General features: G+C 69.5%; 15 protein-coding genes. 9 read left to right on the top strand and 6 right to left on the bottom strand.

All coding sequences use genetic code 11. From position 1 onward, the window contains the following. Nucleotides 1–19 precede the first annotated feature (19 nt). The 4 genes from AC3WJT_RS09190 to gpmA form a co-directional block, all read right to left on the bottom strand. Nucleotides 20–1,279 (bottom strand): pentapeptide repeat-containing protein, encoded by a 1,260-nt coding sequence (locus tag AC3WJT_RS09190; protein WP_492342807.1) that lies wholly within the window; start codon nucleotides 1,277–1,279, stop codon nucleotides 20–22. 77 nt (nucleotides 1,280–1,356) lie between these two features. Beyond that, complete coding sequence (locus AC3WJT_RS09185; protein ID WP_492342806.1) at nucleotides 1,357–2,616, bottom strand: pentapeptide repeat-containing protein; 1,260 nt, start codon at nucleotides 2,614–2,616, stop codon at nucleotides 1,357–1,359. A 24-nt stretch (nucleotides 2,617–2,640) separates the two neighbouring features. Further along, nucleotides 2,641–3,087, bottom strand: coding sequence for a bifunctional diaminohydroxyphosphoribosylaminopyrimidine deaminase/5-amino-6-(5-phosphoribosylamino)uracil reductase RibD (locus AC3WJT_RS09180; RefSeq protein ID WP_492342805.1), 447 nt, complete (start codon nucleotides 3,085–3,087; stop codon nucleotides 2,641–2,643). A gap of 193 nt (nucleotides 3,088–3,280) precedes the next feature. After that, nucleotides 3,281–3,991, bottom strand: a complete 711-nt coding sequence (gene gpmA, locus AC3WJT_RS09175) for a 2,3-diphosphoglycerate-dependent phosphoglycerate mutase (RefSeq protein WP_492342804.1) — start codon at nucleotides 3,989–3,991, stop codon at nucleotides 3,281–3,283. Nucleotides 3,992–4,092: 101 nt separating this feature from the next. On the opposite strand from gpmA, the gene AC3WJT_RS09170 reads away from it, so the two are divergent. The 6 genes from AC3WJT_RS09170 to AC3WJT_RS09145 all read left to right on the top strand — a co-directional run bounded on the left by AC3WJT_RS09170 (nucleotide 4,093) and on the right by AC3WJT_RS09145 (nucleotide 9,290). Next, nucleotides 4,093–4,713 (top strand): DUF998 domain-containing protein, encoded by a 621-nt coding sequence (locus tag AC3WJT_RS09170; RefSeq protein WP_492342803.1) that lies wholly within the window; start codon nucleotides 4,093–4,095, stop codon nucleotides 4,711–4,713. 86 nt (nucleotides 4,714–4,799) lie between these two features. After that, complete coding sequence (locus AC3WJT_RS09165; RefSeq protein WP_492342802.1) at nucleotides 4,800–5,150, top strand: hypothetical protein; 351 nt, start codon at nucleotides 4,800–4,802, stop codon at nucleotides 5,148–5,150. Between the two features lie 59 nt (nucleotides 5,151–5,209). Beyond that, a complete protein-coding gene (locus AC3WJT_RS09160) occupies nucleotides 5,210–5,422 on the top strand; it encodes a hypothetical protein (RefSeq protein ID WP_492342801.1) in 213 nt (70 codons plus the stop codon). Continuing rightward, on the top strand, nucleotides 5,419–6,375 hold the full coding sequence (locus tag AC3WJT_RS09155; RefSeq protein ID WP_492342800.1) for a KpsF/GutQ family sugar-phosphate isomerase: 957 nt from the start codon (nucleotides 5,419–5,421) through the stop codon (nucleotides 6,373–6,375). Before AC3WJT_RS09160 ends, AC3WJT_RS09155 begins: the two co-directional genes overlap by 4 nt. A gap of 99 nt (nucleotides 6,376–6,474) precedes the next feature. Continuing rightward, nucleotides 6,475–7,977: a phosphomannomutase/phosphoglucomutase gene (locus tag AC3WJT_RS09150; RefSeq protein ID WP_492342799.1), complete on the top strand. Its 1,503-nt coding sequence runs from the start codon at nucleotides 6,475–6,477 to the stop codon at nucleotides 7,975–7,977. Between the two features lie 11 nt (nucleotides 7,978–7,988). Then, complete coding sequence (locus AC3WJT_RS09145) at nucleotides 7,989–9,290, top strand: UDP-glucose dehydrogenase family protein (RefSeq protein WP_492342798.1); 1,302 nt, start codon at nucleotides 7,989–7,991, stop codon at nucleotides 9,288–9,290. A 149-nt stretch (nucleotides 9,291–9,439) separates the two neighbouring features. Here the strand turns inward: AC3WJT_RS09145 and AC3WJT_RS09140 are convergent, their stop codons facing one another. Together AC3WJT_RS09140 and AC3WJT_RS09135 are read right to left on the bottom strand one after the other, a co-directional pair. Then, entirely contained in the window at nucleotides 9,440–10,339 is a 900-nt protein-coding gene (locus AC3WJT_RS09140) for a CPBP family intramembrane glutamic endopeptidase (protein WP_492342797.1), read from the bottom strand. A 22-nt stretch (nucleotides 10,340–10,361) separates the two neighbouring features. Then, nucleotides 10,362–11,183: an AraC family transcriptional regulator gene (locus AC3WJT_RS09135; protein ID WP_492342796.1), complete on the bottom strand. Its 822-nt coding sequence runs from the start codon at nucleotides 11,181–11,183 to the stop codon at nucleotides 10,362–10,364. A gap of 175 nt (nucleotides 11,184–11,358) precedes the next feature. Here AC3WJT_RS09135 and AC3WJT_RS09130 point away from each other — a divergent pair, with 175 nt between their 5' ends. From AC3WJT_RS09130 to AC3WJT_RS09120, 3 genes are read left to right on the top strand one after another with little or no spacing between them, the layout of a single operon-like run. Further along, entirely contained in the window at nucleotides 11,359–12,027 is a 669-nt protein-coding gene (locus AC3WJT_RS09130; protein WP_492342795.1) for a DUF969 domain-containing protein, read from the top strand. Further along, on the top strand, nucleotides 12,024–12,974 hold the full coding sequence (locus AC3WJT_RS09125) for a DUF979 domain-containing protein (protein WP_492342794.1): 951 nt from the start codon (nucleotides 12,024–12,026) through the stop codon (nucleotides 12,972–12,974). Before AC3WJT_RS09130 ends, AC3WJT_RS09125 begins: the two co-directional genes overlap by 4 nt. Then, nucleotides 12,952–13,971, top strand: a complete 1,020-nt coding sequence (locus AC3WJT_RS09120; RefSeq protein ID WP_492342793.1) for a DUF2891 domain-containing protein — start codon at nucleotides 12,952–12,954, stop codon at nucleotides 13,969–13,971. Before AC3WJT_RS09125 ends, AC3WJT_RS09120 begins: the two co-directional genes overlap by 23 nt. The last annotated feature ends 98 nt before the right edge of the window (nucleotides 13,972–14,069 follow it).

Raw genomic sequence — 14,069 nt, 5'->3', positions numbered from 1 at the left:
GGAAGAGGCCCCGCTTCCGCTACTCCGCCGTGTAGCCGACCGCGTTTTCGATATCCGCGTCGCGGAACGAGGCCTGGGCCGTCCGCGCGCCGGTGAAGTCCGCGCCGCGCAGGTCGGCGCCGTCGAGGATGGCGGCGGTCAGGTCGGCGGCCTGGGCCCAAGTGTAGCGCATGCGGGCCTGGTTCAGGGTGGCCGGGTTGGACCGGCCCGGGCCCAGCGGCAGGACGCCGATGCTGGCGCCGCGCAGGTCGGCCTTGGTCAGGTTGGCGCCGGCCAGCTTGGCCCCGCGCAGGTCGGCCTTGATCAGGCAGGCGCCGCGCAGGTCGGCGCCTTCGAGATTGGCGCCCTGCAACTGCGCGCCGGCGAGATTGAGCCCGACCATACAGGCCTTCTTCGCCGTCATGGCGGTCAGCCGGCCGCCTTTGAGGGCGTCGCCGAGCGGCCGCAGGTCCTCACCGTCGAACTTGGCCGGGGCGCCGCGCTGGCCGCCGGACTCGCACCAGGCCTGATTGCCCGCCGCCAGCCCTCTCAGCTCGTCCGCACGCCCAAGGGCCGCGGGCGTGGGGGCGCGCAGGCAGCCCTCGACATTGGCGCCGCTCATCCGGGCGGTGGCCGTGTCGACCCCGGTCAGGATCGCGCCGGACAGGTTGGCGTTTTCCAGATTGGCGCCCGCGATGTCCGCGCCCTCGAGGATCGCGCCACACATGTTGGCGTCCTTGAGATTGCAGCCGGTCAGCTTCGCGCCCTTCAGGGAGCAGTCGGTGAAGTCCGCGGCGAAGGCGGACGAACCGTTGAACTTCGACCCGTCGAGCGTCGCCCCGACGAAGATCGCGCCGTCCGCGTCGCCGGCGCGCGCCTGGTGGGTGACGACGCTGAGCCCCTTGGTCGGGTGCGGCGTGGCGATCTGGCCTTCGCGGAAGTCCGCCTGGGTCAGATCGGCCATGGTCATGTTGGCGCCGCGCAGGCAGCAGCCGCGCACGTCGGCGCGCTTGAGGTTGGCCCCGCGCAGGTCGGCCTTGCGCAGGTCGCAGCCGAACAGGTTGGCGCGCTCGAGATTGGTGCGGATCATCCGCGCGCCATCGAGGATCGAGGCCGACAGGTCCGCGTCGGTCAGGTTGCGGCCGGCGAGATCCAGCCGTGACAGGTCGAGGAACCGCAGCGAAGCCCGCTTGCCGCCGGGCTTGCCCGACAGGAAGCGCTCATGCGCGGTGATCATCATATCGAGTTCCGCCTGGCTCAGACGGCGACGCCCCGCGAGACTGGTTTGCGTGACGCTCAAGGCTGTTCCCCCACCATCCGAATCATTTCGCGGCGAAGCATAACGCGGGTCGACCAACTGAAGGGTTAAGCATGACGTCAGAGCGCCTCATCGAGGCCGCGCGCGCCCTGGCGGCGGACGCCCGTCAGGTCCGCACCGCGCAGCTGGGCGCTGGAGAAGTTGGCGCGCGACAGGTCGGCGCCGGCCAGGCGCGCCTGGCGAAGGTCGGCCCCGGTCAGGTCCGAGGCCTTCAGCTGTGCGCCCGTCAGGTCGCAGGCCAGCAACCGGTCAGCGGCGATCAGCAGGGGGCCCAGGTGTGCGTCGCGCAGGTCGGCGCCGGACAGCTTGGCGCCCGCCAGCCGCGCGCCACGCAGGTCGGCCCGGCGAAGATTGCAGTTGCGCAGGTCAGCCCCTTCGAGATGCGCGCCCTGCAGCTGCACACCCTCCATGTCGAGGCCGTAGAATACCGCGGCCTTCGCCGACAGGGCAGTCAGGTTGTAGCCCCGGATGGACTTGAGATTGCGCAGGTCGGCCCGATCGAAGACTGACGGCTTGCCCTCGGCCCCGCCCGTCTCGCACCAGCGGGCATGCTCGCGCAGCATGTCCTCGTAGGGCAGGTCGTCGACCGCCTTGCCCGACGGCGCATCGGTCAGCGTCCCGGTCATGTCGGCGTCGCCGACGGTCCAGCCGTAGGTCCTGGCCCCGACCAGCACCGCATCATGCATGTCGGCGCCGGAGATGTCCGCGCCCGACAGGTCGGCGCCGGCCAGATTGGCCCCGCTCATGTTGGCCTGCTTCAGGTTGGCGCGGATCAGCTTGCAGTCCTTCATGATCGCGTCGCTGAAGTCGGCCTTCATGGCCATCACGCCCGACAGCCGCGAGCGTTCGAGATTGGCGCCGGCGAGGATCGCGCCGCAGGCGTCGCCCGAGCGTGTCGCGTGCTCGTGAATGCGCAGGCCCTTGTCGCGATCCGGCGAGGCGATCGTGCCCTCGCGCAGGTCCGCCTCGAACAGGTCCGCGCCCGTCAGGTTCGCCCCGCGCAGACAGGAGCCGCGCAGATCGGCGCGCCGCATGGACGCCTCGCTGAGGTCGGCGCCCTGCATGTCCGCGCCGAAGAAGCTGGCGTTGTCGAGCTTCGCGCCGACCAGCCGGGCGTCGTTCAGCGTGGCGCCGGTGAAGTCGGCGTCCGACAGATTGCGGCCGGACAGGTCGAGACCGGTGAGATCCTTGAAGGCGAACACCGCACGCGCGCCGCCCATCCGCGCCGAGAACAGGCGGTCATGCCTGGCGCAGATCAGCTCAACGTCCTGTTGCGTAAGGCGTCGCCCTGTACCGGTCGACGCCGCGGCGGCAGCCATGGGTTTGTCTCCGTTGGAGAAAACCTATGGCAGACGCGCATTAACATCGCCCTTCCAGAGGTCGTAGCGCAGGGCGTCGGAAGCCTCCTGTGACAGCAGGCCGCGCTCGACGGCGACGCCTGCCGCGATGAGCCGCTCCGAGCCCTGGCCCGAGGCCAGCGGCGAGGGATCCTCACAGGCGTAGATCACCCGCGCGACGCCCGCCTCGACCAGCCGCTGCGAGCAGGGCGCGGTCCCCGACGAGCGGGCGCCGCAGGGCTCGAGCGTGACGTAGGCGGTGGCGCCGCGGGCGTCGATGTCCGCGAGCGCCTGCTCCTCGGCGTGCGGCCGCCCACCGGGCGCGGTGGCCGCCTGTGCGAGGATGACGCCGTCGCGGACGATCACGCAGCCGACCACGGGGTTGGGCGCGGTCTTGCCGAGGTTGGTCAGGGCCACCGCGATGGCGCGGCGCATGAAATCGAGGTCTGACATGGTCCACGTCCTCATCTTTGCGCGGCGATCCTCCCCAGCGCGCTGGGGAGGGGGACCATGCGGAGCATGGTGGAGGGGCGGCGCCGGATCATCCGGAATTCCGGACAGGGCCGTTCGCATTCGCGCAGCCCCCTCCACCGCGCTCCGCGCGGTCCCCCTCCCCGCTACGCGGAGAGGATTGGCGCGCGCTATGCTACAGCGCGGGCAACGGAGTTGCGCGCTCGGTGTCCAGATACCGCGCGCTTGTCGGCTTCAAGGCCCCGTCCAGTTCGATCAGCAGCGGATTGCCCGTCGGGATCTCGACGTCGACGATTTCCCCATCCGGCACCTGGAACAGCAGCTTGACGATGGCGCGCAGGCTGTTGCCGTGAGCTGCGACCAGCACGGTCTCGCCGGCCTTCAGACGTGGCGCGATCTCGGCGTCCCAGTAGGGCTGAACCCGGTCGAGCGTGGTCTTGAGGCTTTCGGTGTCGGGGATCGCGCAGCCGGCGTAGAGCGGGTCGGTGGTGAAGTCGTACGCGCCGCCCGGCGCCAGCGGCGGCGGCGGGATGTCATAGGACCGGCGCCAGACCTTGACCTGATCGTCGCCGTGCTTTTCCGCCGTCTCGGCCTTGTTGAGACCGGTCAGCCCGCCGTAGTGGCGCTCGTTCAACCGCCAGTCGCGGACCAGGGCCAGGTCGCCCTGCCCGGCCGCCGCCAGCGCCAGCTGGCCCGTGCGGTTGGCGCGCTTGAGCACCGAGCTGAACGCCCGATCGAAGTGCACGCCGGCCGCCTTGAGCAGCTCGCCGCCGCGCTGCGCCTCGGCCTCGCCCCGGGCGGTCAGTTCCACATCCACCCAGCCGGTGAAGCGGTTGTCGAGGTTCCACTGGCTCTGGCCGTGGCGGAGAAGAACGAGCTTGGACATGGCCGACGGGCTACGGCGACGGGCGCGGAGCGTCAAGGGCGGAGGGGTGTCATCAACCGGCGATCTGGCCTACAAGCGGCGGATAAAGGGCGGGAATCACCATGATCCGCACCGTCGCCTTCTGGGCCGCCATCGTCGGCTACGTGCTGCTGGTCGTCATGGTCGTCGCCGGCGGCGCGGCCTGGCCCGGCTATTCGCACGTCGGCCAGTTTATCAGCGAACTGGGCGCGACGGGCGCGCCGCACGCGCGGCTGGTCAATTTCGGTGCCTTCCTGCCGATCGGCTTGCTGATCAGCCTGTTCGCGGTCCTCGCAATGCTGATCCCGCCCCGCGGCGTGCTGCGGACGCTTGGCTTTCTCGGCATCGTCGTCTTCGCGACGGGTTACACCGGCGCGGCGTTCTTCCCCTGCGACTTCGGCTGCGACCCGGTCAAACCGGATCCCAGTCCTTCGCAGATGCTGCACTTCCTGTTCGGGACGGCCGGCTACATCGTCGCCGCGCCGACGCTCGTCGCGCTGGCCATCGCATCACGGACCTGGCCCGGCGGACGTCTTCTCTTTCCGCTCGGCATGGTCTGCGCGGCGGTCTCGGGCCTGGCGCTGGTCGCTATGACCCCGCCGATCGAGGGCCTGGCCCAGCGGGTGCTCGAAGGGGCCGTCGCCCTGTGGATCCTGGCGTGCGCCTTCAGCCTGCGCCGGGTGTGGAGCACCTCAAGCGGCTAGGAAGACCATCTAGCTATCGACGGTGAGATCGACATCCACCCCGCCGGTAAACTAGCCTTGGGTGTCTTCGCCCGGGAACGACCTCCATGCCCGACACCGACATTGGCCTTCAGATCTTCGTCGGTTTCTATCTGGTCTTGTTGGCCCTGATGCCGCCCTGGCGCATTTCCAAGGCGCTTTCTGAAGGTAGAGCGAGAGTCTGGAATTCGATCTTCGTCGACCTTGAGGCGAACGCCAGAGGGTTTTGGCTGTTTCTCGCGATACTCGCTGCGGTTTCGGTGGCCAGCATTGTGGGGTTGGCCCTATTCATCGGATCATTCCTCTGGCCGTCACTGGCGCACTTGCGAGACCCGTTGATGACCGTCGTTAGGCTGTCGTCGCTGGCGATTGCCTTGCTCGTCGTGGTTTTTTGGCGCTTCGGGCGCCCCGCCCCATAGCTTTCCGGCAAGCACATCCCCGCCTCGCCGTCCGGCGAAGGCGCTGCTATATCCTCTCCATGCGTGACCGCGTCTTCTTTCCGCTCTGCGCCCTTCTGGCCCTGACCATGATCGCCCTGGCGCTGATCTGGCCGCGCGGCATGGGCGCAGCCTATCCCTCGTTCGCCGACCCGCTGACCTTGCCGGCGCCGGTTCCCGCGCCGCCGCCGCCCGCGAAGAAGGCCGCCAAGTCGACGCCGCCCGCCTCCACGGCTCCGGGCGCGGCGCAATGAGCGGCTTCGACGCTGTCGAGGTCGGGCGCCGGGTGCTGGCCATCGAGGCCGAGGCGCTCGTCGCCATGGCCGACGGCCTCGGCGAGGCCTTCACCCGGGCCGTCGAGATGCTGTTCGCCTGCAAGGGCCGCATCGTCCTGACCGGCATGGGCAAGAGCGGCCACGTCGCCCGCAAGATCACCGCCACCCTCGCCTCAACCGGCACGCCGGCGATGTTCGTCCATCCGGCCGAGGCCAGCCACGGCGACCTGGGCATGATCGGTCAGGACGATGTCGTGCTGGCCCTCAGCAAGTCCGGCGACGTGCGCGAGCTGGCCGACGTGATCGGCTATGCGCACCGGTTCGCCATTCCGCTGATCGCCATCACCGCCAACGCCGAGAGCCAGCTGGGCAAGGCCGCGAGCCTGGTGCTGCTGCTGCCCGACGCGCCCGAGGCCACCGGCGAGGTGCGAGCCCCGACCACCTCGACCACCCTGCAGATCGCGCTGGGCGACGCACTGGCCGTGGCGCTGCTGGAGCGGCGCGGGTTCACCGCGCGCGACTTCCACGTGTTCCATCCGGGCGGCAAGCTGGGCGCCATGCTGCGCACCGTGGGCGACCTGATGCACGCGCTGGAGGAGGCGCCGCTGGTCGCAGAGTCGACGCCGATGCCCGACGCGATCCGCGTGATGACCGAGCGCAGGCTGGGGGTGGTCGGGGTGACCGCCGCCGACGGGGCCCTGCTCGGGATCGTCACCGACGGCGATCTGCGCAGGAACTTCGAAGGTCTGGCCGGCAAGACCGCCGGTCAGCTGATGACCCGCAACCCCAAGTCGGTCACCGCCGAAACCCTGGCCGGCGACGCCGCGCGGCTGATGAACGACAACCGGATCACCGTCCTGTTCGTGGTTCGCGACGGCAAGCCGGTGGGCGTGCTGCACGTCCACGATGTGCTGAGCGCCGGCGTCGTCTGACCCGAAACCGACCGGACGGCGGATTTCCCGCTCCGCCCCCTCACCATTACGTCACACCGGCGTTATAGGAGGCCCAAGCGTCACGCGAGTCCTCCGACCATGCCCTTCCTTCCCCGTTCCGACCTCGTCCCGAATACGGCCGCCTATGAGAACGAGCCGCTCGTCAAGGCGACCGGCTTTCGCGAGTACGACGCCCGCTGGCTGTTCGGCCCGGACATCAATCTGCTGGGCGTCCAGGCGCTCGGGCTGGGCCTGGGGACCTACATCCACGAGCTGGGCCAGTCGAAGATCGTCGTCGGCCACGACTTCCGGTCCTACTCGGCCTCGATCAAGCACGCGCTGATCATCGGGCTGCTGGAGGCCGGCTGCCAGGTACACGACATCGGCCTGGCCCTGTCGCCGACGGCCTACTACGCCCAGTTCGACCTGGACGCGCCCTGCGTGGCCATGGTCACCGCCAGCCACAACGAGAACGGCTGGACCGGGGTGAAGATGGGCGCCCAGCGGCCCCTGACGTTCGGCCCCGAGGAGATGGGCCGGCTGAAGGAGATCGTGCTGGGCGGCAAGTTCGTCCCGCGTGACGGCGGCAAGCTGATCCGCGAGGACGGCGTCGCCGAGCGGTTCATCGCCGACGTCGCCCGCCGGGTGCAGATCACGCGCCCGCTCAAGGTCGTCGCCGCTTGCGGCAACGGCACGGCCGGCGCCTTCGTGCCCCAGGCCCTGCGCGCCATGGGCGTGGCGGTGGTCTACGAGATGGACTGCGACCTCGACTGGACCTTCCCCAAGTACAATCCCAACCCCGAAGACCAGGAGATGCTGCACGAGATGGCCAAGGCCGTGCGTGAGTTCGGCGCCGACCTGGCCCTGGGCTTCGACGGCGACGGCGACCGCTGCGGCGTGGTCGATGACACCGGCGAGGAGATCTACGCCGACAAGATCGGTCTGATGCTGGCCCGCGACCTGGCCCCGCTGAACCCCGGCGCGACCTTCATCGTCGATGTGAAGTCGACCGGCCTCTACGCCACCGACCCGGTGCTGGCGGCCAACGGCTGCACCACCGTCTACTGGAAGACCGGCCACAGCTACATCAAGCGCAAGACCGCCGAGCTGGGCGCCCTGGCCGGGTTCGAGAAGAGCGGCCACTTCTTCCTCAACGAGCCGCTGGGCCGGGGCTACGACTGCGGCCTGACCGCGGCGGCCGCGATCCTCGGCATGCTCGACCGCAACCCGGACCAGAAGCTGTCGGACATGCGCAAGGCGCTGCCGGTGGCCTACACCTCCCTGACCATGAGCCCGCACTGCGGCGACGAGGTGAAGTACGGCGTGGTCGACAAGATCGTCGCCGAGTACGAGGCCCTGGCCGCCGCCGGCGGCAAGATCCTCGGCCGCGGCATCACCGAGGTGATCACCGTCAACGGCGTGCGCGTCGCGCTCGAAGACGGCAGCTGGGTGCTGGTGCGCGCCTCCTCCAACAAGCCCGAGATCGTCGTGGTCGTTGAAAGCACACAATCGGACGACGATATGCGCGCCCTGTTCCGGCAGGAGGTGAAGCCACGTCTGGCGAAACACCCCGAAGTCGGGGCATACAACCAGGAAGTCTGAGGGTTTAATCGATGCGCGTCGCGATGATCGGCACCGGCTATGTGGGCCTGGTGTCGGGAGCCTGTTTCGCCGACTTCGGCCATGACGTCTGCTGCATCGACAAGGATGCCGGCAAGATCGAGCGGTTGAAGGGAGGCGAGATCCCGATCTTCGAGCCGGGCCTGGGCGCCCTGGTCGAGCGCAACGTGCGCGAGGGCCGGCTGGGCTTTTCGGTCCAGGCCGACGAGGCCGTGCGCAACGCCGACGCGGTGTTCATCGCCGTGGGCACGCCCTCGCGGCGCGGCGACGGCTATGCCGACCTGAGCTACGTCTACGCGGCCGCCGAGGAGATCGCCGGGCTGATGGACGGCTTCACCGTCGTCGTGACCAAGTCGACCGTCCCGGTCGGCACCGGCGACGAGATCGAGGCCATCATCCGCAAGGCCAACCCGAAGGCCGACTTTGCGGTCGTCTCGAACCCCGAGTTCCTGCGCGAAGGCGCGGCCATCGAGGACTTCAAGCGGCCCGACCGGATCGTTGTCGGCACCGAGGACGAGCGCGCCCGGGCCGTGATGAACGAGCTCTACCGCCCGCTGTTTCTCAACGAGACGCCGATCGTCTTCACCGGCCGGCGGACCAGCGAGCTGATCAAGTACGCCGCCAACGCCTTCCTGGCCCTGAAGATCACCTTCATCAACGAGATCGCCGACCTCTGCGAAGCCGTCGGCGCCGACGTGCAGCAGGTGGCCCGCGGCATCGGCCTGGACAAGCGGATCGGCAACAAGTTCCTCAACGCAGGCCCCGGCTATGGCGGCAGCTGCTTTCCCAAGGACACCATCGCCCTGGTGCGCACCGCCCAGGACGCCAAGACCCCCGTGCGGCTGATCGAAACCACCGTCGAGATCAACGACGCGCGCAAGAAGGCCATGGCCGGCCGTGTCGCCGACGTGCTCGAGGGGGACCTGAACGGCAAGACCATCGGCGTGCTGGGCCTGACCTTCAAGCCGAACACCGACGACATGCGCGACGCGCCGAGCCTCGACATCGTGCCGGCGCTGCAGGCCATGGGCGCCACCGTCCAGGCCTATGACCCCGAGGGCCACGAGGCGCGCCAGATGCTCCCCGGCGTGGACTTCAAGACCGGCCCCTACGAGGCCGTCGAGGGCGCCGACGCGGTGGTGATCATCACCGAGTGGGACCAGTTCCGCGCGCTGGACCTGGACCGGATGAAGCTGCTGATGAAGGCGCCGAACGTCGTCGACCTGCGCAACATCTACCGCCCGGACGACATGAAGGCCCGCGGGTTCCGGTATTCGAGTATCGGGCGTTCCTGACCCTTCCTCTCCCACCTGGGAGAGGGGGACCAGCCGAAGGCTGGTGGTGAGGGAAGCGTCGGCGTGAGTCGGGACGTCCGAACCGGCCGCGCGTAGCCTTCAGCCACCACGCCTCCCTCTCCACCATGCTCCGCATGGTCCCCCTCCCCCTATTGGGGGAGGTCAGGCTTGGGTCGCCGCCACAACCACAGCACCGCGATGCCCGCCAGGAAGAAGGCGCTGCACAGCCAGCTGCCTTCCGGCCCCTGGTCGGCGCCGGTCAGTGCGGCGGTTCCCTGAGGCGTCAGCTTGACCAGCAGGGCGGGCAGGTCGAGTTGCAGGCCGGTGACGGGCAGCTCGAAGCCCGTGCCCAGCAGCCAGTTCCAGCCGGCGTGCCAGCCCATCGCCCCCCAGATGTTGCCCGCCCTGATCACCCAGGCGCAGGCGAAGGCCGAAAACAGGAACGAGCTGAGCATCACCCGCGCTTCCTGATGCGGCGAGTAGTGCAGGAAGGTGAAAGTCAGCGAGACCAGCAGCACGGCGACGGGCAGACCCAGCTTGCGGGTGATCGCCGACAGCAGCCAGCCGCGGAAGATGATCTCCTCCACCCCCGCCTGGACGATGAAGCTCAGCAGCAGCAGGCTGATACCCGTCAGGGCCGCCGGCGAGGCCAGGGCCGGAGCGATGGCCCCCGTGCTGTAGCCGCCCGCCAGGCCGATGGCGACGACCACCGCCAGGATGGTCGCGGCGCCGACGAGCACGCCACCCACCAACGACTTTACCTTCGCGGGACCTCCGAGGCCGATCGTCGCCAGCGGTCGCCGCTCGACCCACAGCGTCCAGGCCAGGATCAGCAGGCCGTTGAGGGCGAAGGGGATGACCAGGAAGGCGTACCAGCCGTCCAGGCCGACCGGCTCGCCCCGCGCGTCCACCCAGCCATGGCGCGCCAGCAGAGGCTCCGGCCCCAGCGCGCAGACGGCCACAAAGACGATGCACAGGAAGGGCGCCAGCAGGCCCCACGGAATCCAGCCCTTGTGGGGCTCGGGCGAGAAGAGGGTTTTGCGTGTCATGCCCCTTGTTAGGACGACCAGTTCAGGCGCGACTAGAATGATCGTGCGCGGGCTTCATCGCCCGCAACCAGGCGTTGGGAGTCAGGCCCCAGGTCTTGCGGAACTGGCGGCCGAAGTGGCTCTGGTCGGCGAAGCCGCACTCGGCGGCGGTCCGGGCGCCGGACCGGCCTTGCAGCAGCAGGGCGCGCGCCTTCTCCAGCCGGCGCAGGATCAGGTACCGGTACGGGCTGACGCCGAACATGGCGCGGAAGTCCCGCGACAGCTGCCAGCGGTCGTGGCCCGTCGCGTGTTCCAGCTCCTGCAGGGAAAACGCCTCGTCCAGGCAGGCGTCGATGTAGTCACGGGCGGCCAGGGCGGCCTCGCGGTTCGCCCGGCGGATGACGCCCAGGCCGCCGGACACAGCCTCCAGCGCCGCTGCGAGACCGACCAGGGCGTCCTGGTACTCAAGCAGGGACAACGGTCGTTCGCAGTCGGCGAGCAGGGCGTCGACCGCCTCGACCAGCCCGGGATCGCTGGAGAGCCCGCCGGCGACGAACGGCAGGGTCCGGCCGTCCAGAACCGCCTGAAGGTCCGTCGGCCGGATGTAGGCTGTGCGATAGCGGAACGCCGCGCCGTCGCCCGCTCGGCCGTCATGCAGTTCATCGGGATGCAGCACCACCAGCTGTCCGGGCAGGGAATGGCGCGCCTCGCCGCGATAGTCGAAGCTCTGGACGCCGCCCAGCGTCACGCCGATGGCGTAGGTGTCGTGGCGGTGCGGCGCAAAGGCCGCGCCCGTGAAGCAGGCCTCGATGCGGTCCAGATCGCCCGGCGCCCGGCGGACCCAGTTCTCGGCGACGGTGGTCAAGCGGCGGTCCCCCGGTCAAACGCGACCCTCCGATGAAAGCACAGACCGGCCGCGACGCCGCATGAACACGGGTCCATGATTCCGGGCGGGGCCATGGTTCCCCTCCTGCCAGGGGGAGGATTGGCGTTGGGGGTGATTCCGGGTCCACTCTCCGGCGGGACAGGGGAGTCGGCGCATGTGGGTTTTGCTGGGCGTAGCGGTCGTGGTCGTGGGGTTCGCCGCACGGCTCAATCCGTTGTTGATCGTGGCGACGGCGGCGGTGGTCACCGGGATCGCGGGCGGGCTGGACGTGGTGGCGACGCTCGGGGTGCTGGGCAAGGCGTTCCGGGACAACCGCTACATCAGCGTGGTCTGGCTGATCCTGCCGCTGATCGGGCTGCTGGAGCGGGAGGGGCTGCAGGAGCGGGCCAAGGCGCTGATCGGCCGGCTGCGCGAGGCGACCGCCGGGCGGCTGCTGGTGATCTACCTGGTGATCCGGCAGCTGGCCGCGGCGGTGGGGCTGACGTCGCTGGGCGGGCACGCCCAGATGGTCCGGCCGCTGATCGCGCCGATGGCCGAGGCCGCCGCCGAGACCCGTCACGGCGACCTGCCCCAGTCCCTGCGCGACCGGATCAAGGCCATGGCCGCGGCGACCGACAATGTCGGGCTGTTCTTCGGCGAGGACATCTTCATCGCCATCGCCTCGATCCTGCTGATCAAGGGCTTCCTCGAAGAGAACGGGATCATCGTCGAGCCGCTGCACCTCTCCATGTGGGCGATTCCGACCGCGATCTGCGCCCTGGTGATCCACGGCGCGCGGCTGTTGTTGCTCGACCGTCAGCTGGGCAAGGCGGCCGGCCGATGATCGGGCTCGATGTTCTTTACGTCCTGGCCGGACTGCTGTTCGCGGTGTTCGCGGCGGCGACGCTGACGGACGGGACCAACCCGAAGCGGTTCACCAGCGCGCTGTTCTGGGCCCTGTTCGCGACCAGCTTCCTGATCGGCAGCTACCTGCCCGATGTGGTCAACGGCGCCATCCTGGTGGCCATGGCGCTGGTCGCCGGGTTCAATCTGATGGGCCGGGGCGAGCACCCCCAGCCCGTCGACAAGCCGCAGCGGGCCGAGCGCTGGGGCAACCGGCTGTTCATCCCGGCGCTGATTCCGCCTGTGGTGACGCTGCTCGGGACCCTGACGCTGAAGGGCGTGATGGTCGCCGGCCAGCCGCTGGTCGATCCCAAGCAGGTGACACTGGTCTCGCTCGGCGCGGGGATCGTGCTGGCGACGGCCGTGGCTCTGATCATGTTCCGCGCCAGCCCGGTGACGGCGACACGCGAGGGCCGGCGGCTGATGGAGTCTGTCGGCTGGGCCGGCCTGCTGCCGCAGGCGCTGGCGGCGCTGGGGGCGGTGTTCGCCGTCGCCCATGTGGGCGACGTCATCGGCGATCTGGCGACCACCTGGCTGCCGCTCGGCACGCCGCTGGCGGCGGTGGTCGCCTATACCCTCGGTATGGCGCTGTTCACGGCGATCATGGGCAATGCGTTCGCCGCCTTTCCGGTGATGACCGCCGCCATCGGCCTGCCGATCATCGTCGGCAAGTTCGGCGGCGATCCTGCGATCATGGGCGCGATCGGGATGCTGTCGGGCTTCTGCGGCACGCTGACCACGCCGATGGCGGCCAATTTCAACATCGTCCCGGCCGCCTTGCTGGAACTCTCCGACCGCTACGGCGTCATCAAGGCCCAGCTGCCGACGGCCCTGATGCTGCTGCTGGCCAACACGGTGCTCATGTATGTCCTCGTCTATCGCTTCTGACCCCCGGCTGACGGCGGGCCTGGCCGAGCGGTTCGCCGCCATCGCCCTGGGCCATGTGACGCGCGAGTTCCCGCACAAGGCCGACCATGTGTTCACCGGCCTGCACGACATCGGGCCGCACCGGACGCATCACCCGATCTTCTTCGGCAGCTTCGACTGGCACAGCTGCGTGCACGGCTACTGGACGCTGGCGACCCTGCTGCGGCTGTTTCCGGAGATGCCCAGCGCGCCGGCGATCCGGGCCCTGTTCGCTTCCAGCCTGACGCCGTCGAAGGTCGCGGTGGAGCTGGACTACCTCTCCCGCCCGATGAGCACCGGGTTCGAGCGGCCCTATGGCTGGGCCTGGCTGCTGAAGCTGGCGGCGGAGCTGCGGGCGCACGACGACCAGACGGCCCATGCCGCGCTCGCGCCGCTCGCAGCAGCCTTCTCCGACCGGTTCAAGCGCTTCCTGCCCAAGGCGACCTATCCCCTGCGGGCGGGCGTGCATTCCAACACCGCCTTCGCCCTGCGGCTGGCGATGGACTACGCCGAGACCTGCGACGACCCGCTGCTGGCCGGTCTGGCGCGGACCACGGCGATCGACTGGTACGCCAATGACGCCGACTGCCAGGCCTGGGAGCCGAGCGGGGACGAGTTCCTGTCGCCCGCATTGATGGAGGCCGAATGCCTGCGCCGCATGCTGGCGCCCGACCAGTTCCGCGCCTGGTTCTCCGGCTTCCTGCCGCGCACGGGGGGACGCCAGCCGGCGACGCTGTTCACCCCGGCCACCGTCAGCGACCGCAGCGACGGAAAGATCGCCCATCTGGACGGCCTGAACCTGAGCCGCGCCTGGTGCTGGCGGGGGATCGCCTCGGCGCTCGCCGAGGACGACCAGGCGCGGATGACGGCGCTCGCGGCGGCGGAGATCCACCTGGCCGACGCCCTGCCCCACGTGGCCGGCGACTACATGGGCGAGCACTGGCTGGCCAGCTTCGCGCTGCTGGCGCTGGTGGCTTAGGGGACATGTACCTTCAGGTACGTGTCCCCTAACCGAGCTGCCGCTGAATCAGGATCAGAGGACACGATTAGGGGACACGTACCTTCGGTACATGTCCC

It is taken from the genome of Caulobacter sp. FW305-C-30-S16 (assembly GCF_058783025.1).
This window is presented reverse-complemented; position numbering and strand designations above follow the sequence as displayed.